Origin of the sequence: Moritella sp. F3 (assembly GCF_015082335.1) — a bacterium.
In the GTDB taxonomy this organism is placed as follows: domain Bacteria; phylum Pseudomonadota; class Gammaproteobacteria; order Enterobacterales; family Moritellaceae; genus Moritella.
Genome location: NZ_BLRL01000001.1, coordinates 407,178 through 431,386, shown reverse-complemented (window position 1 = coordinate 431,386; position 24,209 = coordinate 407,178). Strand labels below are relative to the sequence as shown.

The following is a 24,209-nucleotide window of genomic DNA, read 5'->3' as shown; positions in this document are numbered from 1 at the left end:
GTTTTGACGTCGGTTTTTTTTAGTTATCGTCTAAACCGAAAAAGGTGGATATTTTGTATTTTTCATCTTCATTGCCAATGTTTAACGTTTCTATAAGGTGAGTTACTTGTTCTTTATCTACAGTATTCAATGCAGCAAAACGCTGCATGATAGATGCGACATCATCGTTTATCTCGGCGTTATTGTTGTCAGCGTAATTTTGGAGTATATCAAGTGTATCCCTACAGCTAGCGCCACCCAGAAATATGTTATTTAAGGCTATCATCTCCTCACTGCTAATTATGTTGTCGCTGTTCATCTTTGCTAAGTCTTCAAGGTGATGATTTTGAACAGACAAAGAGAACTGGGATCTTACGCGTGTTTTTACGATGTCAGGGTGATAAGGCTTCGTTATGTAGTCAACAGCACCTAACTCAAACCCTAATGATTCGTCCGTGGGATCGCTTTTTGCGGTGACAAAAATGACTGGGATATGCTTAGTGGCAGGGTTTATTTTTAATAATCGACAAACTTCAAACCCATCAATCTCAGGCATCATAACATCAAGCAAAATCATATCTGGTTGAGGATGCTGCTGTGCAATCATTAATGCTTTGTGACCATTTGTTGCCGCTTGTATCTTATATTCAGGGTTAAGAACGCCGTTTAAAGTTTGGATGTTATCGGCTATATCATCAACGACCAAAATAGTACGTAACGATGGGGTTATATGCATAAGAAGCCTTTTTATCAATATTGACTGATTATTACTAAAGCACAGGATTCTTGGTTAGACCACGTAAAAATTATAAATTCAATAAATGTAATATTTTTGATAAATCATTTATCAGTAATTGAGAAATCATTAATGGCTCTAGCAAAGAAGGAAGGGCCATTTAGCTAAGCGATGACTATGCGTGTTTAAGCTCGGCTAATGCTTTAATGTGTGCAGGCGAAACGCCACAACACCCACCGACGATGGATGCGCCAGCCTTGAGCCACATAGTTGCAAATTCACGATATCTTTGTGGTTCGACATCTTCTCTTATGCCGGATACTGCATTGTTCGCTTCGTGCAGATCGCCAATTGGAGGGAAGTTATTTGCGTAGACGCCTAGTTGCACACTATCTGCTAGTCCGCGATCGACTAATGCTTGCTTAGCGATTGTAAGGGCGGTTTCCATGACTTCTGCGCAACTGCAATTAAATAAGATCGCGGACACATGCTGCCCTGCTATTTGACTCACGGCATCATAAACGAATTCACCAGAGCGTAGAGCTGGCGCTGCCGTTACTTCATCTTTAATCGTAAATGCAATCCAGGTCGGCTTATCAGTGGTTGCTGTACGCGCTTTGATCATGGCAGCTTCTGAAATTGAAGATATTGTTTCTGCTAACCAAATGTCGGCATCTGCTTGTTGGTTGTTGATCAATACCTCAAGCAAAGGTTTGGCTTTTTCTAGCGTAAACAAATCGGGTCGGTAAGAACCTAGCACCGGAGGGATGCAACCAGCGACTAACAATCCAGGGTGACCTGTTACGCTCTGCCGTGCTAACTGAGCTGCAAGCTTAATTAAGTTTGCACCTTCTTCATTAAAACGCTTTTCACCAATATGAAAGGGGACTAATGCGTAAGTATTGGTGGTGATCACCTCTGCACCGGCTTGTATAAAGCTAGTATGTACTTGCGAGATGAAATGAGGCGCTTCAATTAACGCTTGAGCTGACCATTCTGGCTGTTGAAAAGGAGCTCCGACACTTTGTAGTTCTCGGCCCATGCCACCATCAAGGATGATTGGTAATGTAAATACTACTGTCATATTGGTTTTTTAGTCTGTTATCCATAATATAAAAGCAGAATAACCTCAGTGCTGTTGCAACGCAAGCTTGAGGTTTAAGCATTAATGGGTATTTTTTCGTCAGGGTTAATAAATCAATAGGAAATAAAATGTAGGTTTAATTTCATGTTAAGCATATGAAAACAATATTCAATTTAACTTTTAATGATGTTTTTGTGGCAGGCAGGACGCTTTTATTTCATGAATAGCTTTGACTTTTTTTAAAGATTCTATAAAGTGTTCCTCAGCAAGAAAACTTTTGTTTACATTCTCCATTTCGTTGTTTTATTCATAATACCTCGCTCTGTAGTTTTTAAGTTCCAAAATTTGTACGCTATCCAAGCCTATTAAGGCAATTCAACATTAAGATTACAGGATATTATTATGTCTAAAGTTCAAGGTACAGTTAAGTGGTTTAACGAAGCTAAAGGTTTTGGTTTCATCGAGCAAGAAAATGGCCCAGATGTATTCGCACATTTCAGCGCTATCTCAAGTGAAGGTTTCCGTACCCTTACTGAAGGCCAGAAAGTAGAATTCACTGTAGGCGAAGGTCAAAAAGGCCCGAACGCAGAAAACATCGTAGCACTTTAATTGCTATGTATTTGGCTCTGATTCAGAGCTGAATAAATATAAAGAATGGTAAGCCTTATGGGTTTGCCATTTTTTTTGCCTTTTTTTCAGTACATCTTTCAATAGAAGCCTTTCAGTACTATTTATTCATCGCGACATTTAATTTTATTCTCATTTTATTCATCACAACACACTTACACTTCCTATACTCATAATGGTGCTGTCACTCATTATCAGCTTAGCCGACGTCGGCTTAGTAATATAAGGATGTATTATGCTCAACTCCAGAGACGTAAAGACTGTTGACGACGCCAAACATATAATCGAACAACGTGGGTTAAGCCATATCAAAGTCGGTTTGTTTGATATAGACGGTGTTATGCGTGGTAAATATATGAGTAAAGAGAAGTTCTTCTCTGCTCTCGATAGTGGTTTTTCATTTTGTAATGTGGTTTTAGGCTGGGACACAAAAGATCAGCTTTACGATAATGTTGAATACACAGGCTGGCATACAGGCTATCCCGATGCACCTGTGCGTATTTTACCTGAGACCTGCCGTGACCTACCTGGCGAAGACAGCATGTTGTTATTCATTGCTGAATTTTGTGATGACGCTGGCGCCGTTTGCCCCCGTGGAACCCTGTGCCGTGTATTAGATCGCGCTGAGAGAATGGGATTTGCTGTGACGGCTGCGTTTGAATATGAATTTTTCATGTTTAAAGAGACGCCTGAATCGATTCGAGAAAAAGGCTTTAAAAACCTCACCCCACTGACGCCAGATTCCTTTGGCTATTCTATTATTCGTAACTCTGTACATGCTGGTTTGCATCATCAAATTATGGCGTTAGGCGAAGAGATGGACTTTCCATTAGAGAGTCTACATACCGAAACAGGCCCTGGCGTATTAGAAGCGGCTATTGGCTATGATGATGCACAAGATGCCGCCGATAAAGCAGCACTCTTTAAAACGTTTATTAAAGTTTGGGCGCAACGTAACAACCTGATGGCTACCTTTATGGCGAAATGGTCGAGTGACTGGCCGGGTCAAAGTGGTCACATTCATATCTCGTTGAAAGATAAAAATGGCAAGGCGCTGTTTCATGATCCGAATAATCCCTACAACATGAGCGATACTCAACGTCACTTCTTGGCGGGGCAGCAAAAATACATGCCGGAATTCTTATCCCTGATCGCGCCCACTGTAAACAGCTATAGCAGAATGGTACCAGGCTTGTGGGCACCACTTGATGCAACTTGGGGCGTTGAAAATCGAACGACTGCACTGCGCGTCATTCCGGGGGCGGCCAAATCTCAACGCATTGAATATCGTTTGGGTTCAGCAGATGCTAATCCGTATCTTGCGCTCGCTGCTGCATTAGCCTCGGGCTTGATGGGGGTAGAGCATAAACTTGAACCTCACGCGCAAGTAAAAGGCAATGCCTACGAACAAGATCATCCTGAAGCCTTATCCTTGCCACGCACATTGTTTGATGCGGCAGGTAAACTTAAGCGTTCTGAAGCGGCGAAAGAATTATTCGGTGAAGCCTTTGTTGCGCACTATGCGGCGACACGGGAATGGGAAGAGCGTGAGTTTAGAAAACATGTGACAGATTGGGAACTAGAACGCTATTTTGAAATTATCTAGGGAGCACAGCGATAATGACAAGCAACAGGGAAAAGCAAAGGATCATACAAGAAACGTATTCACCCATTGATAACTCAATTTACGTTAAGCGTGAACAAGCAAATAGTGACGATATTAATCAGGTTTTGCAAAAGGCAGTCACCGCACAAGCTGATTGGCGTCATATTTTACTACAAGAACGCGCTGAAATTTGCCATAAAATGGTTGATGCCTTCGTTGCCAATGAAAATGAAATCGCCAATGAATTATGTTGGATGATGGGACGCCCAATCCAATATGCACGTGGTGAGGTTGCGGGTTTAGCAGAGCGTGCTCGTTATATGATTGATGTAGCAGAAACTGCGTTAGCGCCGATTCAATTGCCAGAAAAAACAGGTTTCCAACGTTATATCAAGCGCGAAGCCTTAGGCACTACTTTTGTTATCGCGCCGTGGAACTATCCTTATCTCACGTCTATTAATGCCATTATGCCTGCCATCATGGCGGGTAACAGTTTGATATTAAAGCACTCTACACAGACGCCATTATGCGCAGAACAATTATATAAAGCCTTTCAGCAAGCAGGCTTACCTGATGGGGTATTTCAATATTTGCACCTTAGCCATGAGAATACCGAAACGGTAATCAAGAATTCGCGTGTGGATTATGTCGCTTTTACGGGGTCTGTTGCTGGTGGTGCTATGGTTGAAAAGGCGGTTAATGGTCGTTTTATTGGTGTTGGTTTAGAGCTAGGTGGTAAAGATCCTGCTTATGTCCGTGCTGATGCTGATATTGATGATGCGGTAGCAACGTGTATTGATGGTGCATTTTTTAATTCGGGTCAATCCTGTTGCGGTATCGAACGTATCTATGTCGATAGCCGCGTGTTTGACGAATTCGTGCGTAAGTCTGTCGACCTTGTTAACGGCTATCAGCTTGGCCTGCCTGATGATCCAAACACAACATTAGGGCCAATGGTGAAAGCATCTGCGGCTGACTTTGTGCGTTTGCAAGTGCAGGATGCCATATCACAAGGTGCAATTACTCACATTAACGCAGATGATTTTCCAATGAATGAAGTTGGCACACCTTATCTCGCACCACAACTATTAACTAATGTTAATCACCAAATGCGCGTCATGACCGAAGAAAGTTTTGGTCCTGTCGTCGGCATCATGAAAGTCGAGAGTGATGAAGAGGCTATCACGTTAATGAATGATTCTGAGTTTGGTCTTACTGCTGCGGTGTTTACGAAAGATGTTGACGCGGCGGTGGCTATTGGTGAGCAACTCGAAACGGGCACCTTCTTTGTTAATCGTTGTGATTACCTCGATCCAGCTTTGGCGTGGACAGGAGTTAAGCATTCGGGGCGAGGCTGTACCTTATCTGTTTTAGGCTATGAGTCGTTAACGCGTCCGAAATCATTCCACATTAAACTGTAGCTTGAGCTGTAACTGTAATAACTGTTGTCGCTAAGCAAGGAGATACTATGGATTTGAATCACTTTACTGCTAATTGGCATTATCCAACAGCTATTCGCGCCGGCATTGGTCGTATTCAAGGTTTACCCGATGCTTGCAAAGAACTGGGAATGACATCGCCACTACTGATTACCGATCCTGGTTTAGCTGAGTTACCTATGGTGCAAGATGCATTAGTCAATTGCCAACAAGCTGGGTTAAAGCTCGCTATTTTTTCACAGATAAAAGGTAATCCAACAGGTGATAATGTCAGTGATGGAGTGCGTGTATTTAAACGTGGCGAACATGATGGTGTTATCGCATTTGGCGGCGGCTCAGCATTGGATGCTGGTAAAGCGGTTGCCTTGATGGTCGGGCAAGATCGACCTATTTGGGACTTTGAAGATGTTGGTGATAATTGGTTAAACGTAAATACGGCGGGAATGGTCCCCGTTGTCGCGGTGCCTACCACATCTGGTACGGGATCAGAAGTCGGGCGAGCTTCGGTCATAACGGATAACGAGAATCATATTAAGCGTATTATTTTCCACCCTAATATGTTACCTGATATTGTCATTTTAGATCCCCAATTGAGCGTTGGTTTACCTTCGCAGTTAACTGCTGCCACGGGGATGGATGCCTTATCTCATGCCTTAGAAGCGTATTGCGCAAATGGTTATCATCCGATGGCAGAAGGCATTGCGCTGGAAGCCATTCGTCTCATTAAGGAATATTTACCGCGCGCAGTTGAAGATGGCTTTGATCTTGAAGCTAGAACGCAAATGATGACGGCATCAACGATGGGCTCAACTGCTTTTCAACGAGGCCTTGGCGGTATGCATGCACTCGCTCATCCTATCGGCGCGCTTTATGATAGTCACCATGGCCTATTAAATGCGATTTTAATGCCGTATGTATTAAAGGCGAATAGGGATGCGATTGAGGATAAATTAAGTCGTTTAAGTCGTTATATCGAACTGGAAGATACTGACTTTGATGGCTTTTTAGATTGGGTATTAACGCTACGTAAACAACTCGATATTCCACACTCCCTCGGTGAGATTGGCATTGATGCTGATCGTGTCGTTGAGCTCGGTGCTATGGCGTCGCAAGATCCCTCCGCAGGCGGAAATCCGATAATACTTGATGCGCAGGCGTATGCTGATATTTGTTTATCTGCGGTACATGGCGATCTATAACGGCAACAGGAATCATGTGATGGAGGTAAGGATATGAAACTTGGTATTTTGCAATGTGACGATGTTCGGGCTAGCTTACACGCTGACTTTGGTCATTACGCGGCTATGTTTGAGGCGTTATTTCAACAAGTCGATAGCGCATTAGAACTTCATTTTTATCGCGTGATTGATGGTCAGTTTCCACAACATGTGGATGAATGTGACGCTTACATTTGCAGTGGCAGTAAATGGGGGGTTAATGATGACGATCTTTGGATCAGACAGTTGGAAGATTTTACGCGCGAACTCTACGATGCGCAGAAAGGCTTGATTGGTATTTGTTTTGGTCATCAAATGATAGCTAAAGCGTTGGGCGGGAAAGTTGAAAAAAGTCTCCGAGGTTGGGGCGTCGGAATTGCACATGCTGATGTACTTGTAGAGCAAGCTTGGATGCAGCCACAGCAAGCGAGTATTGCCCTTGTTGTTTGTCATCAAGACCAGGTTTGTCAATTACCTGATAACGCAAGGGTGTTGATGAGTAATACATTTTGCCCCTATAGCATGTTCCAGGTCGGAGAGTGCTTTCTTGGTTTGCAAGGACACCCTGAGTTTACTACGCAATATTCTGCCGCACTCATGGCACAGCGTCGTGATATTATCCCTACAGAGACGTTTAACATTGCCATGGATTCGCTTGGGCTTTCACGCCATTATCAGGCAGATTACAAGCTTATTACCAAATGGATGTTGGCGTTTTTAAGGCAAACGCTGGTAACAAGTCAACGACCTCATTAAATGCTGGATAACATAACGAGCCAGCTTGACCCGTCTATAGGTGTAGGCTTTAATATGTCCTCAACTTAGCTTGAGGTACACTATGTTGTTATTTAATCATTCCGTTATTCTAAAACCATTGCGTCATACTATTAAAGATTTATCGCCGACGCTAAAGGGCGTGTTATTAGCGTTGATATCGACAGGACTGTTTGTATCTGTGGGTGTGTTAGTGCGTATGTTAAGTGGATCCATCGACGTATTTCAGATGTTATTATTCAGACAAATCGTGTTCATTGTATTACTACTTCCAGCAATCGTGAGTAGTCGACAAGCATTACTGAAAATACAGAATGCAAAACTACATTCATTCCGCATTATCGGTGCATTCTTTGCGTTATATTTTGGTTTCTTAACCGTGAGTAATATCCCTTTTGCTGATGCGACAGCGCTTGGATTTACGCAGGTATTGTTTGTGGCCTGTATCTCTAATCTATTCCTAGCTGAAAAGATAGGTACAGTACGGGTAATGACTATTCTCGTCGGGTTTATAGGGGTCATGTTTGTTGTACAGCCGAGCTTTGAACAATCATCATTTGGTTATACCTTACTTGGCTTAGGCAGTGCATTAGGTGCGGCAACGGCGGTGATATGCGTGAAAAAAATGACGAGTACAGTACCTAAAGTTGTACTCCTTACTTATCAAGCGGTGTTTGTAGGCTTGATAGCCTTAATACCAAGTCTATTGTCATGGCAATGGCCTAATGTTGAGCAATTGGTACTGCTTACGCTGGTGGGGGTTGTCTCGTCTATCGCACAATGGATTGGTATTAGTGCCTATAAATATGGCGAAGCGAATGTGATTGCCAATGTTGAATATGCAAAAATCATTTACTCATTAGGCTTTGGCTACTGGTTATTTTCCGAAGTGCCGAATAATATCGCCATACTTGGTGTGATGATTATCTTACTTAGCGCCGTTGTGCCGCTAGTGTTAAATCGATGGACTAGACGAACATTATGAAGGAGGTACGAATGCTAACCGTGACACAATTAGCGAATGCTTGTCATATTTCACGAACCACACTGCTTTACTATGAACGTGCTGGTTTATTATTACCCGCGCTAAGGAGTGATAATGGTTATCGCTGGTATGGTGATAAGGAAGTCAAAAGACTTGAATCGATAATTTCATATCGTTCGTTCGGCTTGTCTATCAAAGACATTATGCCATTGCTTGATAATGACCTAAAACAAGAACAAACATTACATAATCAGTTCAATGCTTTAGAGAAAGAAATTCAGGTATTACGCCTGCAGCAAAAAGCCATTGTCATGTTACTTGAGCAGCCGGCATTATTAGCCACAAATCAGCTAACCAAAGCGCGCTGGGTAGGGGTGATGCGTAACGCTGGTTTTGATGAAGAAGACATGAGTAATTGGCATAAACAGTTCGAGAAGATGGAACCTGGCGCCCATCAAGAGTTTCTTGAGTCATTGAATATTGATGCAGATGAAATTGAGCTAATTCGGAATATGTCTAAAGTATAGGGGAGTAATGTCAGATATAAATATGAGTGTAGGTGCAGTGACGTTCCCCATTATTTCAATAAGACAAGTCGCGCTTGATACGGTTAAAAATGAGGGGTATTTCTCATTACCCCTTGATCAGTCTTTACCTGGCGTTGTGCCTGAGTTTATCTTTCCAGCAGCTAAGATTGATGAGCTAACATATCACCTTAAAAAGCATTTGTCCGATAGTGTGGTATTCATTACATAACTGACAGATTAGGTTCTCGGCGCGAACATAATAATGGCCATACCAACAAGTGCAACTGAAGCGCCAATCAGATCCCACATTGTCGGTTTAACACCATCAACGCCCCAAAGCCATAGTATGGCAACGAAAATATAGACGCCACCATATGCCGCATACACACGACCTGCTGCTTCTGGATGTAGTGACAGCAACCATGCAAACAGTGTAAGGCTTGCTGCGGCGGGGATTAGCAGTAAGATACTCTTATCTTGTTTAAGCCAAAGGTAAGGTAGGTAACAGCCAATGATTTCAGCAAGGGCGGTAACGAAAAATAGTGAAATCGTTTTTAATTCAAACATAATACTCGTTTATTTTTAGTTTAACGCGTAATCACACGTTTATTGCCATAACGCCAAAATAACTGAAACTGACGTATAAAAGCATTAATTTTACAGTAAGTTATCATGTTTACAGAAAAACAGGAAGAATCAAAAAGTACAAAACTGCGACTTAGCTGCCTACATGAATGTTGAGCTATTAACGCGTTTGTTACGAGATAAGTTTCACCACTAATAGAGTTGAAGCAATAAATATCAAGGTATTAAAAACTATTGGAACATATCAAACCCTCCCAGTCTCTGAATAGTTGACTACAATTACAGTAACTTTATAAATTAGGGTTAAGTATGTATAGTTTTTTGGAATATGGAGATGCTCCTGAGCCTGTTAAAAAAATTTATGACGATATAATCGGGTGCTTAGGTAATGAAGGACTTGTTGATTATTTTAAGGTGCTTGGCCGCTACAATATTATTGTATTGGATGTGACATGGAATACGCTGAAAAATATTTTACTGGGAGGTGAATTACCTCGGTCATTGAAGGAACTTGTGTTTATTGCTGTTTCAAATGAGAAAAACTGTAGCTATTGCACCGATATCCATACTGCGATGTGTAAGCTTCTTAATGTAAATGAAGGTGATATTCAAAAAATATTAGCAAAAGGAACTAACTTAAATCCCAAAAGGGTTAAACTTTCCATTGAATTTTCTATAAAAATGGCGATCAATCCAGGATTAATTGTTGAATCTGACCATCAGACTCTTCTCGATGCAGGGCTAACTAAAAGCCAAATATTTGAATTGATGGCTCTGGTTAGTTTGGTTAATTACTCCAATACACTAGCGCAAGGTATGATGATTGAAGTTGACCAAAAAGTAGTAAGTTTACTTAATGATGTCTAATAATAGAATTGATACTTACCAATTAGTGTCTTTAATTGAACTCACAAATTCGATGGCTGAAGACAGTACGACCCCTTCTCTAGACGCTAATCAAATAATAAGTCAATTGGTTGATAAATTGATGTGGATTATCGATTTTGATCTTTGCCTTATTCTTGAGAAGTCCACAAAATGTCACCTTAACCTCGTTTTAAGCAACGAGAATATAATGCATGACTTCGAATCGTTAACGAAACTACCTATTGTGGAATATGCGCAAAACATGCCTGTTTCGTTATCTGATAACGACTATTACCTATTTTACCACGTGTTATATAAAGACAGTGACAATGCTAAGTTGATTCTTTTCTTCCAACGAACTAAGCGATTCCCCTCCCAAATTTCAATTGTGTTAGAGCTATTTTGTGCATCGCTAAAAAAACTGTTAGAAACTAGAAATCACGAATTTCAAAACAGAAAATTACAAAATGAAAAAGCGATTTTAGAAGAATCTAATAAGCTAAAGTCACTATTTTTAGCCACAATATCCCATGAGATTAGAACACCAATGAATGGTATTCTAGGAATCGTTCAGTTACTAAAAGATTCGTCGCTTAATAATCAACAAGTAGAAATGCTTGATAGCATAACAAATAGCGGTGACGACTTAATAAGAATACTTAATGACATATTAGATTATAGTCAATTAGAAACAGGTAAGGTGGCGTTGAATGAAGTTGATTTTAACCTCATTGAGCCTGTGGAAGATGTGGTTAAAAGGTTCTCTGCGGCGGCGCACCTTAAAGGACTGAGTATAACCACTACTTTTGATAACTCAACGCCAGTTATATTTAAGGGGGACGTAGAAAGATTAAAAAAAATATTAAGTAACCTAGTAAATAACGCGGTTAAATTCACTCAAATAGGTGACGTTAACATAATAGTGAATATTGAAGAAACAGCGACCTCTCTCTATCAAGTTAATATAATTGTAAAAGATACAGGTATTGGTATTAGTAAAATAGCCCAAGAGAATCTATTTCAACCTTTTACTCAAGCCGATAATTCAATGAGTAGAACGTACGGAGGCTCCGGGCTCGGGCTCGCTATTTCAGCTAACCTGACCAAAACTATGAATGGTGCCATTAGCGTAGAAAGTGAAGAACTAAAAGGTACAGCCTTCCTCATATCTATACCATTTAAAGCCACTCAAAGCCCTAAGGCATCTCGTGTTCAAGTAGATCCAGAAAATGAGTTAGCAAAAACCATCAACCCTAATCATAAAATACTGATTGTTGAAGATGGATGTATAAATCAGACCATCGTAAAAATGATGCTATCTAAATTGGGTTTTGAATGTGATGTTGCTGTGAACGGTATTGAAGCGTTAAAGGCCTTAAATAATTCAGAATATAGTATTGTTTTCATGGATTTGCAAATGCCTGAAATGGACGGGTTGACCACCACAAAAGAAATAGTAAAACGTTATGGCCAAGCTCGCCCTGTTATTGTTGCCATGACAGCTAATGTATTAAGTGAAGATAGAAAAAATTGTGCAGCTGTAGGTATGGATGACTTTATCTTTAAACCCCTGTTAATAACCGAACTAGAAAGAACCTTATCTACACGTTATAAACGAAACCAGTAAACGGTTTTTATCCAGATTAATTTTATTGTTATACGGAGTAGCGTAAAATACTAATCTAATTATAATAAATAGTAACGAATTTATAAGTAATTACAAAGAGATAACACAAAGTTACTATTCTTAAATAAACGTATGAGGAAATGACAGTTTGAAAAATAGTATGCTTGATACAATCGTTTCTGATGTACGAAAATGTACCTTGTGTGAACCTGACCTTCCGTTGGGAGCTAGGCCTGTATTACAAGTGGATGACCAAGCTAAAATACTGATTGCAGGGCAGGCACCAGGTATTCGCGTGCATAAATCTGGTATACCGTTTACCGACCCAAGTGGTGATCGTTTACGCCAATGGATGGGTATTGATAAAGACATATTTTATGACGCGAGTAAAATAGCCATTTTGCCAATGGGATTTTGTTATCCCGGAACGGGGAAGTCGGGCGACCTGCCACCAAGACCCGAATGCGCTCGAACATGGAGAGCGGAAATATTAGCCGCGATGCCGAATATTGAGTTGATATTGGTGATTGGTATTTATGCGCAGAAATGGCATATGGGTGAGGTAAAGCAGAAAAACCTCACTGAAACTGTGAGGCATTGGCAAGACTATTGGCAAAAAAATTGGCCAGTACGATTACCGCTGCCGCATCCTAGTCCACGTAACAATATTTGGTTGAAGAAAAATCCTTGGTTTGAACAAGAGGTGATCCCGAGTTTACAAAAACGGGTAGCGCTGTTAGTTGGTGAGTAGTCATTAGTGACTATCGACCATCCCAAAATCCTTATACTCACTACTTTTCTTTTATTTTTTCGCTGCCGTAGACTTTATTCATCACAACGCACCCACAGCCCATACAAATTTTCTATACTATGAAAAACAATAGGGCATGAAAGGAAAAATGATGAATAAAATCTACCCCTTAGCAATAATAGCGAGTTTAATAATGAGCCCTTACACATTGGCAGCAGAGAAAGATCACGACAAGCCTGCTGATATGATCTTCACCAACGCTAAAATTTACGGTTACGATAATGCCAATGCAATTGCAGTACGTGATGGCAATATCCTATTTGTTGGTAACGCTGCGGATGTTAATACCTACCGCACTAACAAAACTGAAGTCATCGATCTTGAACAAGCTGTTGTCATGCCCGGATTCATTGATAACCACAATCATGTCTTCGAAGCTGCATCTGAAGCTGGCGGTAACTGTGAGCTGGATATGGATGCATCCCTTGAAGAACAGATACCTTATTTAAAAACGTGCAGTGCAAACGCTAAGCCTGGCGGCTGGTTAATGGGATATGGTTTTTCACTTGATGCGATACTAGCTGAAGATAATCGTTATACGCCATTGCAAGTGATAGACCGTATATTCCCAACACAACCTGTTGTGCTAATGGAACAAACGTCACACTCGATGTGGGTGAACTCTGCGGCGTTAAAACTGGCTGGTATCACTAAACACTCTCCTGAACCACAAGGTGGCAAGATACTCAAAGACGAAGAGACTGGTGAGCTCAATGGCATCCTGTTTGATAATGCGGGTGACATTATCATGGAAATGGCATGGAACAGTTTAGAAAACCAATTTAACCAAAGCTATGATGGCTTAATGAATGGGCTTGAAGAAGCGGCTGCTCATGGAATTACCACGATTGGTGACGGTCGACTTTATTGGAAACGTGGTTGGTATGACGTATGGAAGCAAGCAGAAAAAGACGGTGATTTAACCGCGCGCGTATCACTGCGTCCGTGGATCTATCCGGCTGACTCAATGCCGCCACAGTTAGCATTTTTAAAAACCATTCAATCAAGTGATAAGTCAAGCTTGTTGCTGGTGGATCAAGTGAAGATGTACAGTGATGGTATTTTCATTAATGGCACGGCAAAAATACTGGCTCCGTACGATGATACTTACATTCCAGACGAACCGTTCGGCATTAATTACATTGAACCAAAGCAGATGCAAGGCTGGTTAGCGGCGTTAGATAAGCTGGGTTATAGCGCCCATATTCATGCTATTGGTGATGGTGCCGTGCGGGAGTCATTAAATGCGATTGAATATGCCCGAGATCAGGGGTCTAAAAAACCGTACACGTTAACCCATGTTGAACTGGTTAACGCTGAAGACGTCAGTCGTTTTGAAAAACTGGATGTAACAGCTGACTTCCAAGTTGGGTCTGACTATGTGGCGAAGCATGATCACCAGTGGGCTGAAGCATTTTTAGGCAAAGAGCGTACACATTCGATGATGAACCTTAAACCTATCTTTGATACAGGGGCTAATGTCACCTTAAGCAGTGATTGGAATGTGCATGATATAAATCCGTTAGTCGGTATCGCCAATAGCTTGAAAATGGGGGCAACAGGGTTACCTGATGTCTATGCTGCCATTGATGCTTACACGATAAATGCCGCCGATAGCTTGGGTATTAGTGATATTACGGGGTCGATTACGGTGGGGAAATCGGCTGACTTCGCTATTTTGGAACAAGATATTACGGGATTGACGCCTAAGGCTATCGCGAAAACAGAAATATTGATGACCGTGTTGCAAGGTAATATCGTTTTTGATGCAGAGGAATAGTTGACTCCTTTTTAACAAATTCGCTATAAGGTCAGTTGGTGTTTGTCTTTAAAGGCAGATATCACCTGATTACCTTGTTCAGATAGCGTTAAGCCATTTCGCCAACATAACTCCACTCGTCGTATAATACTAGCAGGTTCAAAGTCACTGTTTAACTTAACGAGTTGGTTGTTTTTGATCTCATGACTGACATATTCATTGGGTAAAAATGCAAAACCTTTATTGAGTTTTAACATTGCAATCAATGGCTGAATGTCTGAGAACATGGCATAACTTGGGCTGAACCCTTCGCTGTGTTCATTCATTTCGCCTAAGGTCAGTTCTCGGTATTGGCTTAAATCACTGGTCGTGACTATGGGTAATGTGGCAAGTGGGTGAGTCGGACTCGATGCTAATACGTCTTGATAATGTCCCAATCGGCAATATTCAAACTGCTGGTGGTGCAGTGTGTCTGATTCATGGGTAATGATGATATCGACATTGCCGTCACGTAAATCTTTCGTTAATTGCTCAATCTCATCACGATATACTTCGACACTTAAATTCGGTATATCCAGTGTTAAGGCTAACGGTTGTGTAAAGGTCTGCTCAGGAATATAGTTTTCTATACCTATAGTCAGTACGGTTGGTGCACCTTGCGCGATCATGTCAGCACTTTGTACTAATCTATCCAGTTGACTAAGTGTATGCGTCAGGCTAGGCAACAAACGTTCACCGGCTTTACTTAAGGCGGTTTTATTGCCCGAACGGTCAAAAAAGCTCACACCAAGATCAATTTCGAGATCGGAGATCCACTGACTCACTTGTGGCTGTTTTTTACCAAGCTTACGTGCAGCGGCAGAAATAGATCCCGTTTCAATAGCGAGGAGCAGTGCTTTTAGATGTAGTGAATTCATAGGTTCGCTGTTTGAAAGTTGGTATTGCAGAAAGGATAACAGGGTATGAGTGAATCGACCATCCCCTGTTATTAGCTATTACGTTGAATAGCTATCTATTGAATGACGCGCTGTTAGTGTTTTGTTTGTACACCGTTACGTACCATTTCTTTACCGTTTTCGTAAATTTCGTCAGTGACGTAACGTGCTAATAGCAGGCTCTGGTTATCATCAAATACAGCAACAAAATGGCGACCGTCTTTGGTGTTTGTTGCCATGCCTACGCCAGCAACGCCTTGCAGGCCTAAACCTCCGTTTTCAACGCTTAATAGGAAACTCTCTAGCTCTGCTAGCGTATCGATAGCATCATGTTCGTTGTTCATCTTATATACTCTTTGTTGCTACTTGCTCAGAGGGAGCTAAGTCAGTCGTTATAATATGCTGGGTACTTTACAGATTATAAGTGATGATTTAAAGCCTTGCTGTGGTTTAATCTTTGCTGCTTAATTATCATTCTTCAAATTTGCCATACCTCATAACACCACTATTCTTAATGCATAACCACTTGATTGAATAAATACAAGTATGTCTTGGGGATGCTATGAAAATATTAGTCGCAGTGAAGCGGGTTGTTGACCACACGGTAAATGTCAGGGTGAACACTGACAAAACAGGTATTGAAACAGCGAATGTCAAAATGGCCATTAATCCATTCTGTGAAATTGCGATTGAGCAAGCTATACGCTTTAAAGAACAAGGCTCTGCCGATGAAGTTGTCTTAGTCTGTATTGGCGCAAAAGAGGCTGAAGTGCAGTTGCGTGCGGGATTAGCTTTAGGCGCTGACCGTGCAATCCTGATTAGAATTGATGAAGAAGTGCAGTCGCTTGATGTAGCAAAGTTATTGCATAAAATAGTGCAAGAAGAACTACCCGATTTAGTATTACTCGGTAAGCAAGCGATTGATACAGACAATAATCAAACAGGGCAAATGTTAGCGGCGCTGACTGGTATGCCGCAAGGTACTTTTGCTTCTGATATTGTGTTCACTGTGCCAAATAAAATTAAAGTAACCCGTGAAGTCGACGGGGGATTAGTCACATTAGCTTTAAGCTTACCGGCCGTTGTGACTGTTGACTTACGCTTAAATACCCCACGTTATGCCTCGCTACCGAATATCATGAAAGCCAAGCGTAAAGTGATCACTGTCACTTCTCCTGAGGCGATGAAGTTTAGTTTATCACCGCGACTAACCATGCTAAAAGTCGAGCCGCCACCTGTGCGTCAAGCGGGGGTTAAAGTGGCTGATGTTGCTGAACTGGTCGATAAACTACAACAGGCAAAGGTGATCTAAATGGCGATATTGATAGTAGCAGAGCATAATAACAATATATTGCAAGCCGCTACGTTAAGCGTGCTAACAGCGGCGGCTGAGATAGCGACCTATGACGGTGATAGCGAATTACATTTACTTATCATTGGGCACGACTGCCAGGCTGTTGTGGATATGGCACAGGGCATCGCGGGATTAAGCAAAATATTAATTACCGATGCTCCTCTATATCAATATTCGTTAGCAGAGAATATAGCCTCGTTAGTGGTATCGCTCGTTGAAGGTACAAATCAAGAACTCAAGCAAATTCAAGATGCCAAGCAAGCCCCATTTCAAAGTCACTATAGTCATATTATGACCTCTGCCAGCACAACCGGTAAGGACTATCAACCGAGGATCGCGGCTTTATTAGATGTTGCCCAGATCTCCGATATAATCAGCGTAGAATCAGCGGATATTTTTAAACGACCTATCTATGCTGGTAATGCGATTGCCACAGTACAATCGAGTGATTCAATTCAAGTTATCACTGTACGTAGCAGCGCGTTCGAACCTGTCCCATTAAACACTTCGTCGTTAGATGATGCTAAGCAAGTACCTGTTGTTGAATTAGCTGTGCAAGCGGATTATGGTAAAACTGAGTTTATTAGCGCGGAGTTAACCCAATCATCACGGCCGGAATTAACCACGGCTAAAGTGGTCATTGCTGGTGGTAGAGGCCTGCAAAATGCAGATAATTTTGTATTGTTGGATAGTTTGGCCGATCAGCTAAATGCGGCTGTGGGGGCCAGTCGTGCTGCCGTCGATGCTGGATTTGTTGCTAATGATTTACAGGTTGGACAAACTGGTAAGATTGTGGCTCCAGATCTGTATATTGCGGTGGGTATTTCTGGCGCCATTCAACACATCGCCGGGATCACGGGGAGCAAGGTTATTGTTGCTATTAATCGTGATCCTGACGCGCCCATATTCGATGTAGCAGACTATGGGCTAGTCGCAGATTTGTTTGATGTATTGCCTGAGTTTACTAACGCATTGAAAGCCAAAGAATAGCTTTATTAAACGCTAACCTTTAGCTCTACGCGAACTGATAATAAGTTATTTACTCGAACTTATAACAAGTAGGAACAACGACGATACCTTGTTCTGAAATAGTAAATCGAGCTGCGTCTTCAGCTGCATTAATACCGATGTTCGTTCTTGGCGGGATTTTAACGTGCTTGTCGATAATACAATTCTTCAATTGACAATATTCACCGACCTCAACATTATCAAACAAGATGCTGGCAGACACCGTCGCTGCATCATTAATTTTCACATTGGCCGAAAGTACCGAGTTCTGTACCGACCCTCCGGTAATCAATACGCCATTGGATATTAACGAGTTAATAAAAATACCTTCATTACCTGTTTCTGAAGACGTTGTTCTTGCTGGTGGTAATTGACGTTCATAGGTTCTGACTGCCCAATCGCGCTGATATAAATCAATGGGTGATACATGCTTTAGCAGATCCATGTTGGCTTGGTATAAAGAATCAATCGTGCCCACGTCACGCCAGTAAGCATCTTTAGACACTCGCCCTGAACTGCCTGCAAATTTATGCGCATAAACCTTCTCTTTATCAATCAATTTGGGAATAATATCCTTACCAAAATCATGATTGGAAAGTGGATTATCGGCGTCTTGTTCTAAAGCATCGATTAATGCATCGGTGGTAAAAATATAGATACCCATCGAGGCAAGGCTTTTTTCTGGATCATTGAGCAGGGGGGTTGGCTGTTCTGGTTTTTCAGAAAATGCGATGATCTTCTTTGCTTCATCTGTTGACATCACCCCGAAATTGGACGCCTCAGCAATAGGTACTTCCATACAGGCTACCGTTAAATCAGCGCCATTTTCTTTGTGGCGTTCTAGCATCGGCGCGTAATCCATTCGATAGATATGATCGCCTGAAAGCACTACAACATATTTAGCTTCGCTGCGTGAGAGTAGCCAGAGGTTCTGATAAATAGCATCCGCAGTGCCGCTATACCATTTGTCTCCCTTACGCATTTGTGGTGGGACGACTGTTACGTATTCTCCGAGTTCAGGATTAAAAATAGACCAGCCATCACGTAAGTGTTTTTGCAGTGAGTGAGATTTATATTGAGTCAGTACTAGAATGCGCCTTAAACCAGAGTGAAGGCAGTTGGTTAGGGTAAAGTCAATAATGCGGTATTTGCCACCGAAAGGCACAGCTGGTTTTGCTCTATTATCAGTTAGTGGCGAAAGACGTGCGCCCATTCCACCTGCGAGTACGACCGTTAGTGTGTCTTGCATATTTATATCACTCCCTAATTCATTTAAAAAGTCACGAGTCTGTAAGCTGTACTTATATCAAAAATTGGGCCAAATGTTAACTATTTGAAAGCTAAATGTATTTATAAATGGGTATATGTTTTATCACCATAGTAAAGCGGTATTTAATGCTAAAAGCACCAAGTTGGTGCGGTGTATCTTTAATTAATCATTTAGTATGTAATCATATTTTCAATAGTTTTTGACTATTGTTCTTTTCGGTTTAACCACTTTTTCTTTATGGTAAAAACACTATATTCTTTATATATTGATTTGAAAGGGGATAAGCCAATGCAAAAAAGAGCAATAATAGTTGAGGGTGGTGGTATGCGCGGTATTTTTGCCAGCGGCGTATTAGATGCTTTTATGGAACAACACTATTTGCCTTATGACTTTGCCATTGGTGTCTCGGCGGGTGCATCTAATTTAATTGGTTATTTGGCGAATGCTCCACAACGTAGTTTCAATGTGATCACTACGATGGCCACAGATAAAGCCTTTTTTAATCCGGTGCGGTTTGCCAAAGGCGGTAATTTGGTTGATGTTAAATGGTTATGGGAATCGTCAATGGAACGGTATCCGATTGATCATGATAAATTATTTAGCAATATTCCGATGTATGCCGCAGTAACGGATATAGAAACAGGGGATGCTGATTACCATCGCATTCAACCTGATACATTAGCTAATGTGTTAGAAGCCACGACAGCATTACCGATTGCTTATCGTGACACACCTTGCTTTTCAGGCGGCTGCTATACTGATGGAGGTGTTGCAGACTCGATTCCCGTTCGCAAAGCATATCGACTGGGTGCGCGTGATATCACCGTCGTCCTTTCTCATCCGCTTAGTTATGAAAAACAAACGATTAAGTATCCATGGTTGGTTAAAAAATTATTCTCTCAGCATCCTAATATCGCCAAGTCGATGATGGTAAGAGCAACAAATTATAACGAGTCCCTCGAATTTATAAAAAATCCACCGAGCGACCTAACCATTCGAGTGATAGCGCCACCCGAAGAATTTAGTGTTAAAAGATTAACAATGAATAAAGCGGCCTTGAATAAAGGCTATTTGATTGGCAAGCAAGCTGGCCAAACACATATAGAAAACATTTTTAGTGGACGTTGAGATTGAAGTGCAAGAAAAGAAAGACAAGCAATAAATAAAAACAATAATGAAAAAACAGTAATACACGTTCGTTTCTACAGTGAAAATTAGCCTAGATAAGGAATTAGTGATGAGTAAAAAATTAACGACTGCAGCAGGTTGTCCTGTTGCCCATAACCAAAATGTACAAACCGCAGGTAAAAGAGGCCCACAATTACTTCAAGACGTGTGGTTTTTGGAAAAACTAGCTCACTTCGATCGTGAAGTGATCCCAGAGCGTCGTATGCACGCTAAAGGTTCTGGCGCTTACGGTACCTTTACTGTTACTCATGATATTACTCAATTTACCAAGGCCAAGATATTCTCTGAGATAGGCAAAAAAACCGAGCTATTCACGCGTTTCACCACCGTTGCTGGTGAGCGTGGTGCAGCCGATGCGGAGCGTGATATCCGTGGTTTTGCGATGAAGTTTTATACCGAAGAAGGTAATTGGGATCTGGTTGGTAATAATACACCTGTGTTCTTCTTACGCGACCCACTTAAATTCCCTGATCTTAACCATGCGGTAAAACGTGATCCGCGCACCAACATGCGCAGCGCTAAGAACAACTGGGATTTTTGGACGTCATTACCTGAAGCATTACATCAAATAACGATCGTGATGAGTGACCGGGGTATTCCGGCAACTTACCGTCACATGCACGGATTTGGTAGTCATACCTTTAGTTTTATTAACAGTGATAACGAACGTTTTTGGGTTAAATTCCATTTCAAATCACAGCAAGGTATTAAGAATTTAACGGATGCTGAATCAGAAACTTTGATTGGTAAAGACCGCGAAAGTCATCATCGAGATCTACTTGAAAGCATTGATAATCAAGATTTTCCTAAGTGGACGATGCAAATCCAAATCATGCCAGAAGATGATGCGTCGAAAGTACCTTACAACCCGTTTGATTTAACGAAAATATGGCCGCATAGCGATTATCCTTTGATTGAAGTGGGTGAGCTAGAGCTAAACCGTAACCCTGAAAACTTCTTCGCTGAAGTGGAGCAGTCTGCATTTAATCCAGCAAGTGTGGTACCAGGTATCAGTTTCTCTCCGGATAAAATGTTACAAGGGCGCTTGTTCTCGTATGGTGATGCGCAGCGTTATCGTTTAGGTGTAAATCATCACAGTATTCCTGTTAATGCTCCACGTTGCCCTGTGCACAGTTATCATCGAGATGGTGCGATGCGTGTTGATGGTAATCATGGTGGCACGGTTGGTTATGAACCAAATGATCAAGGTGAATGGGCTGAACAACCAGACTTCTCTGAACCACCGTTAAGTTTAGATGGCGCAGCTGCACATTGGGATCATCGTGAAGATGATGATTACTTTAGTCAGCCAGGTGATTTATTCCGTTTGATGACGCCAGAGAAGCAAGCTGTGTTATTTGATAATACCGCTCGTAATATCGGTGGCGTGCCTGAAGAAATTCAACTTCGTCATTTACGTCATTGCTTTAAAGCAGACCCAGCTTATGCCCACGGTATTGCTAAGCTGCTAGGCATCGATGCAAGTAAATATAAAAACTAGGGATTAGGCTGGTTATAACAGCAAAACTTAGTCAGTAAAAAGGGTGCGTATATTTGCACCCTTTTTACTGTTATCTGCTTGTATAACCGAGGAAGTATCAAACTACTGCTCAAAAGTTTAATCACAAAAGATGTCGTGCAATACATTTATCACTTTTGTCACGTTGCTATCATCTAATTGGTAGTAGATAGTCTGTGCTTCGCGGCGAGTTTTTACGTATTCCTCACGTCTTAACCAAGCAAGATGCTGTGATAACGTTGATTGCGGGATCGGGATTAATTCATTCAGCGCTGATACAGACAGTTCACCTTGCTGTAACAAGCACAATATCATCAAGCGATGTTTGTTACTTAATGCTTTCATGAGTGATTCAGCTTTAGCTGCATTCTTCTCTAATCGCTCAATGCTCATTTGTTCAGTCATAGTTAATCAATCTTTTGGCTTTGATATCACCATATTAACATAGTTAGAAATATACATCCCCAGCATCATTGCAAATATAAAGACGAAAATCTTCGGTTCTCCACCTGTTATATTTACCAAAGCAGGACCTGGGCAAATACCTGAGACTCCCCAGCCGATACCAAACAGTCCAGCACCAATGATTAAGCGGCGATCGATTAATTTAGCTGTTGGTAGGCTGAATTCATCTGCAAATAAAGGCTGCTGAAATTTTTGCTTTAATAGCTTATAGGCAGGAATAAATAGCAATAATGCTGAGCCCATCACAAACGCTAAACTCGGGTCCCAATCTCCGGTAACATTAAGAAAGTTTGCTATCTTATTAGGGTTGACCATTTGCGCAACGATGAGACCAAAACCAAATAAGATACCGCTGAATAAGGCTATAAATAATTTCATGTTTTACCTTAAGTTAGGTTGTTGATAAAAATAGAGTATTGACAAAAAATACAGTGATAACAGCTGTACTCATAAAGGTGATAGTCGCAGCCAGTGAACGTGCTGAAAGTCGACCGATGCCACAAATTCCATGACCACTGGTGCAGCCTGATCCTACGCGAGTGCCGATACCTACGAGTAAACCACCAACGATAATCGCAGGCCAAATCACATCAATACTGCTCGGTAATGAAAACCCAAATAACGCTGCAAAGAAAGGGCTTATCACTAGGCCAAGAACAAACAGCACTCGCCAATATTCACCTGATGTTCGGGTGTTCTTTAAGCCATAAAAAATCCCTGAGATACCGCTTAACTTCCCTATGCCAAACAGTAGAAATAAAGCGGCTATTGATAAAATTACACCACCTAGAATTGAGTCTAAAAGTGTTAGTTGAGTCATTTAACATCCTCTGTTTGTACTATATGCCTTAATATATGAACAGGTATTTTGAAGAATGCAGGTTGGTGCTCATCTGCTTGCGGTAATTCGCCTGCTTTAATGTTTACTTGTAATGCCGGATACAAGAGTCTTGGCACTGCAAGTTTGCTATCGCGAGTTTGACGGATAGAGACAAAATGATCGAGAGAGACATCTTTTGTAATATGAATATTCGACAGCTTACTTTCTGCTACGGTGGTTTGGAATTGTAATTGTCTACCATTTGGCTGGTAATCATGGCACATCCATAGCTTGGTATGGTCTGCAAGCGCGTAGAGTCGTTTTACACTCTGGTAGAGTTCTGATGCCGCGCCGCCGGGGAAGTCACAGCGCGCGGAACCACTGTCGGGCATAAATAACGTGTCACCAATAAATGCATTATCTTCGATGAGGTAGGTGACACTATCTTTGGTGTGGCCAGGGGTTTCAATTACCTTAATGGCAGTATCACCGATAAATAGGGTGTCATTGTGGCTTAATAGTTGGTCAAATTCTTTACCTGAAACAGATATTTCAGTGTCGCTTAACGCAAAAATATCTTTAAAGGTTTGCTGTGCTTGAATGATGTATTTGCCAATTGCAATCTTACCACCGAGCTGTGAACGTAAATAATGAGCAGCAGATAGATGGTCTGCATGGGCATGTGTTTCTAATATCCATACAAGTGTTAAGTTGTGCTGCTTTATAAATTCAATTTGAGTATGAGCAAAGTCAAAAGTAATGTTACCTGAGTTACTCTCATAATCGAGCGCACTATCAATGATGGTAGCCTGAAGGCTCATTAAATCGTAAATAATGTAACTTATTGTGCTGCTATCTGAGTGATAAAAGTGTTTTATTATAATGGACGACATCCGAACCTCTCTAATACTGATACTACAGGCAGTATGTTTAGTCTTTAATTTAGGAATAGCGTTGCCTATTTCTAGGCTTTTCGTTCTCAATAATGCATATCGTATATTGTAAATATACGATATGCAAGTTATGT

General features: G+C 41.3%; 26 protein-coding genes. 16 read left to right on the top strand and 10 right to left on the bottom strand.

The genetic code is table 11. The annotated features are described in order from the left end of the window. Nucleotides 1-19: 19 nt before the first annotated feature. A complete protein-coding gene (locus JFU56_RS01905) occupies nt 20-715 on the bottom strand; it encodes a response regulator (RefSeq protein ID WP_198435589.1) in 696 nt (231 codons plus the stop codon). Between the two features lie 175 nt (nt 716-890). Further along, entirely contained in the window at nt 891-1,799 is a 909-nt protein-coding gene (locus tag JFU56_RS01900; protein WP_198435588.1) for a homocysteine S-methyltransferase family protein, read from the bottom strand. Nucleotides 1,800-2,201: 402 nt separating this feature from the next. Between JFU56_RS01900 and JFU56_RS01895 the strand changes: the two genes are divergently transcribed. From JFU56_RS01895 to JFU56_RS01860, 8 genes are all read left to right on the top strand, one after another. Continuing rightward, complete coding sequence (locus JFU56_RS01895; protein WP_019441106.1) at nt 2,202-2,408, top strand: cold-shock protein; 207 nt, start codon at nt 2,202-2,204, stop codon at nt 2,406-2,408. 253 nt (nt 2,409-2,661) lie between these two features. Continuing rightward, a complete protein-coding gene (locus JFU56_RS01890) occupies nt 2,662-4,032 on the top strand; it encodes a glutamine synthetase family protein (protein ID WP_198435587.1) in 1,371 nt (456 codons plus the stop codon). Nucleotides 4,033-4,046: 14 nt separating this feature from the next. Then, the gene (locus JFU56_RS01885; RefSeq protein ID WP_198435586.1) at nt 4,047-5,453 is read left to right on the top strand and encodes an aldehyde dehydrogenase family protein; all 1,407 of its coding nucleotides are present in this window, start codon (nt 4,047-4,049) and stop codon (nt 5,451-5,453) included. Nucleotides 5,454-5,500: 47 nt separating this feature from the next. Further along, nucleotides 5,501-6,670 carry an iron-containing alcohol dehydrogenase gene (locus JFU56_RS01880; protein ID WP_198435585.1) on the top strand — a complete coding sequence of 390 codons (1,170 nt, stop codon included), beginning with the start codon at nt 5,501-5,503 and terminating at the stop codon, nt 6,668-6,670. Between the two features lie 33 nt (nt 6,671-6,703). After that, entirely contained in the window at nt 6,704-7,444 is a 741-nt protein-coding gene (locus JFU56_RS01875; protein WP_198435584.1) for a GMP synthase, read from the top strand. Nucleotides 7,445-7,526: 82 nt separating this feature from the next. After that, nucleotides 7,527-8,447 carry a DMT family transporter gene (locus JFU56_RS01870; RefSeq protein ID WP_242065797.1) on the top strand — a complete coding sequence of 307 codons (921 nt, stop codon included), beginning with the start codon at nt 7,527-7,529 and terminating at the stop codon, nt 8,445-8,447. Nucleotides 8,448-8,458: 11 nt separating this feature from the next. Then, a complete protein-coding gene (locus JFU56_RS01865; protein ID WP_198435583.1) occupies nt 8,459-8,974 on the top strand; it encodes a MerR family transcriptional regulator in 516 nt (171 codons plus the stop codon). Between the two features lie 7 nt (nt 8,975-8,981). Further along, a complete protein-coding gene (locus JFU56_RS01860; protein ID WP_198435582.1) occupies nt 8,982-9,203 on the top strand; it encodes a hypothetical protein in 222 nt (73 codons plus the stop codon). Nucleotides 9,204-9,211: 8 nt separating this feature from the next. On the opposite strand, the gene JFU56_RS01855 is transcribed toward JFU56_RS01860, so the two are convergent. Beyond that, on the bottom strand, nt 9,212-9,541 hold the full coding sequence (locus JFU56_RS01855; RefSeq protein ID WP_198435581.1) for a YnfA family protein: 330 nt from the start codon (nt 9,539-9,541) through the stop codon (nt 9,212-9,214). 327 nt (nt 9,542-9,868) lie between these two features. Here JFU56_RS01855 and JFU56_RS01850 point away from each other — a divergent pair, with 327 nt between their 5' ends. The 4 genes from JFU56_RS01850 (at nt 9,869) to JFU56_RS01835 (ending at nt 14,644) form a co-directional block, all read left to right on the top strand. Continuing rightward, complete coding sequence (locus tag JFU56_RS01850) at nt 9,869-10,426, top strand: carboxymuconolactone decarboxylase family protein (RefSeq protein ID WP_198435580.1); 558 nt, start codon at nt 9,869-9,871, stop codon at nt 10,424-10,426. Further along, the gene (locus JFU56_RS01845) at nt 10,416-12,053 is read left to right on the top strand and encodes an ATP-binding protein (protein ID WP_198435579.1); all 1,638 of its coding nucleotides are present in this window, start codon (nt 10,416-10,418) and stop codon (nt 12,051-12,053) included. The genes JFU56_RS01850 and JFU56_RS01845 overlap by 11 nt, the downstream gene beginning before the upstream one ends. A 160-nt stretch (nt 12,054-12,213) precedes the next feature. After that, nucleotides 12,214-12,804: a uracil-DNA glycosylase family protein gene (locus JFU56_RS01840; protein WP_198435836.1), complete on the top strand. Its 591-nt coding sequence runs from the start codon at nt 12,214-12,216 to the stop codon at nt 12,802-12,804. A 193-nt stretch (nt 12,805-12,997) separates the two neighbouring features. Continuing rightward, complete coding sequence (locus JFU56_RS01835) at nt 12,998-14,644, top strand: amidohydrolase (protein WP_242065796.1); 1,647 nt, start codon at nt 12,998-13,000, stop codon at nt 14,642-14,644. Nucleotides 14,645-14,667: 23 nt separating this feature from the next. On the opposite strand, the gene JFU56_RS01830 is transcribed toward JFU56_RS01835, so the two are convergent. Next, on the bottom strand, nt 14,668-15,540 hold the full coding sequence (locus JFU56_RS01830; protein WP_198435577.1) for a LysR family transcriptional regulator: 873 nt from the start codon (nt 15,538-15,540) through the stop codon (nt 14,668-14,670). A 113-nt stretch (nt 15,541-15,653) separates the two neighbouring features. Continuing rightward, nucleotides 15,654-15,902 (bottom strand): hypothetical protein, encoded by a 249-nt coding sequence (locus tag JFU56_RS01825; protein WP_198435576.1) that lies wholly within the window; start codon nt 15,900-15,902, stop codon nt 15,654-15,656. 218 nt (nt 15,903-16,120) lie between these two features. Between JFU56_RS01825 and JFU56_RS01820 the strand changes: the two genes are divergently transcribed. Together JFU56_RS01820 and JFU56_RS01815 are read left to right on the top strand one after the other, a co-directional pair. Continuing rightward, complete coding sequence (locus tag JFU56_RS01820) at nt 16,121-16,870, top strand: electron transfer flavoprotein subunit beta/FixA family protein (RefSeq protein WP_198435575.1); 750 nt, start codon at nt 16,121-16,123, stop codon at nt 16,868-16,870. After that, complete coding sequence (locus JFU56_RS01815; RefSeq protein WP_198435574.1) at nt 16,871-17,902, top strand: electron transfer flavoprotein subunit alpha/FixB family protein; 1,032 nt, start codon at nt 16,871-16,873, stop codon at nt 17,900-17,902. It abuts the gene before it with no gap. A gap of 49 nt (nt 17,903-17,951) precedes the next feature. Here JFU56_RS01815 and glgC read toward each other — a convergent pair whose 3' ends face one another. Then, nucleotides 17,952-19,169, bottom strand: coding sequence for a glucose-1-phosphate adenylyltransferase (gene glgC, locus JFU56_RS01810; RefSeq protein WP_198435573.1), 1,218 nt, complete (start codon nt 19,167-19,169; stop codon nt 17,952-17,954). Nucleotides 19,170-19,478: 309 nt separating this feature from the next. Between glgC and JFU56_RS01805 the strand changes: the two genes are divergently transcribed. After that, nucleotides 19,479-20,318, top strand: a complete 840-nt coding sequence (locus JFU56_RS01805; protein WP_198435572.1) for a patatin family protein — start codon at nt 19,479-19,481, stop codon at nt 20,316-20,318. 109 nt (nt 20,319-20,427) lie between these two features. Further along, nucleotides 20,428-21,879 (top strand): catalase, encoded by a 1,452-nt coding sequence (locus JFU56_RS01800; RefSeq protein WP_198435571.1) that lies wholly within the window; start codon nt 20,428-20,430, stop codon nt 21,877-21,879. 117 nt (nt 21,880-21,996) lie between these two features. Here the strand turns inward: JFU56_RS01800 and JFU56_RS01795 are convergent, their stop codons facing one another. Genes JFU56_RS01795 through JFU56_RS01780 form a run of 4 tightly spaced genes read right to left on the bottom strand, consistent with a single transcriptional unit; the run spans nt 21,997 to nt 24,003 of the window. After that, nucleotides 21,997-22,302: a helix-turn-helix transcriptional regulator gene (locus JFU56_RS01795; RefSeq protein ID WP_198435570.1), complete on the bottom strand. Its 306-nt coding sequence runs from the start codon at nt 22,300-22,302 to the stop codon at nt 21,997-21,999. A 6-nt stretch (nt 22,303-22,308) separates the two neighbouring features. After that, a complete protein-coding gene (locus JFU56_RS01790) occupies nt 22,309-22,740 on the bottom strand; it encodes a YeeE/YedE family protein (protein ID WP_198435569.1) in 432 nt (143 codons plus the stop codon). A gap of 13 nt (nt 22,741-22,753) precedes the next feature. Beyond that, nucleotides 22,754-23,182, bottom strand: coding sequence for a YeeE/YedE family protein (locus JFU56_RS01785; RefSeq protein WP_198435568.1), 429 nt, complete (start codon nt 23,180-23,182; stop codon nt 22,754-22,756). Beyond that, a complete protein-coding gene (locus JFU56_RS01780) occupies nt 23,179-24,003 on the bottom strand; it encodes an MBL fold metallo-hydrolase (protein ID WP_242065795.1) in 825 nt (274 codons plus the stop codon). The genes JFU56_RS01785 and JFU56_RS01780 overlap by 4 nt, the downstream gene beginning before the upstream one ends. Between the last annotated feature and the right edge of the window lie 206 nt (nt 24,004-24,209).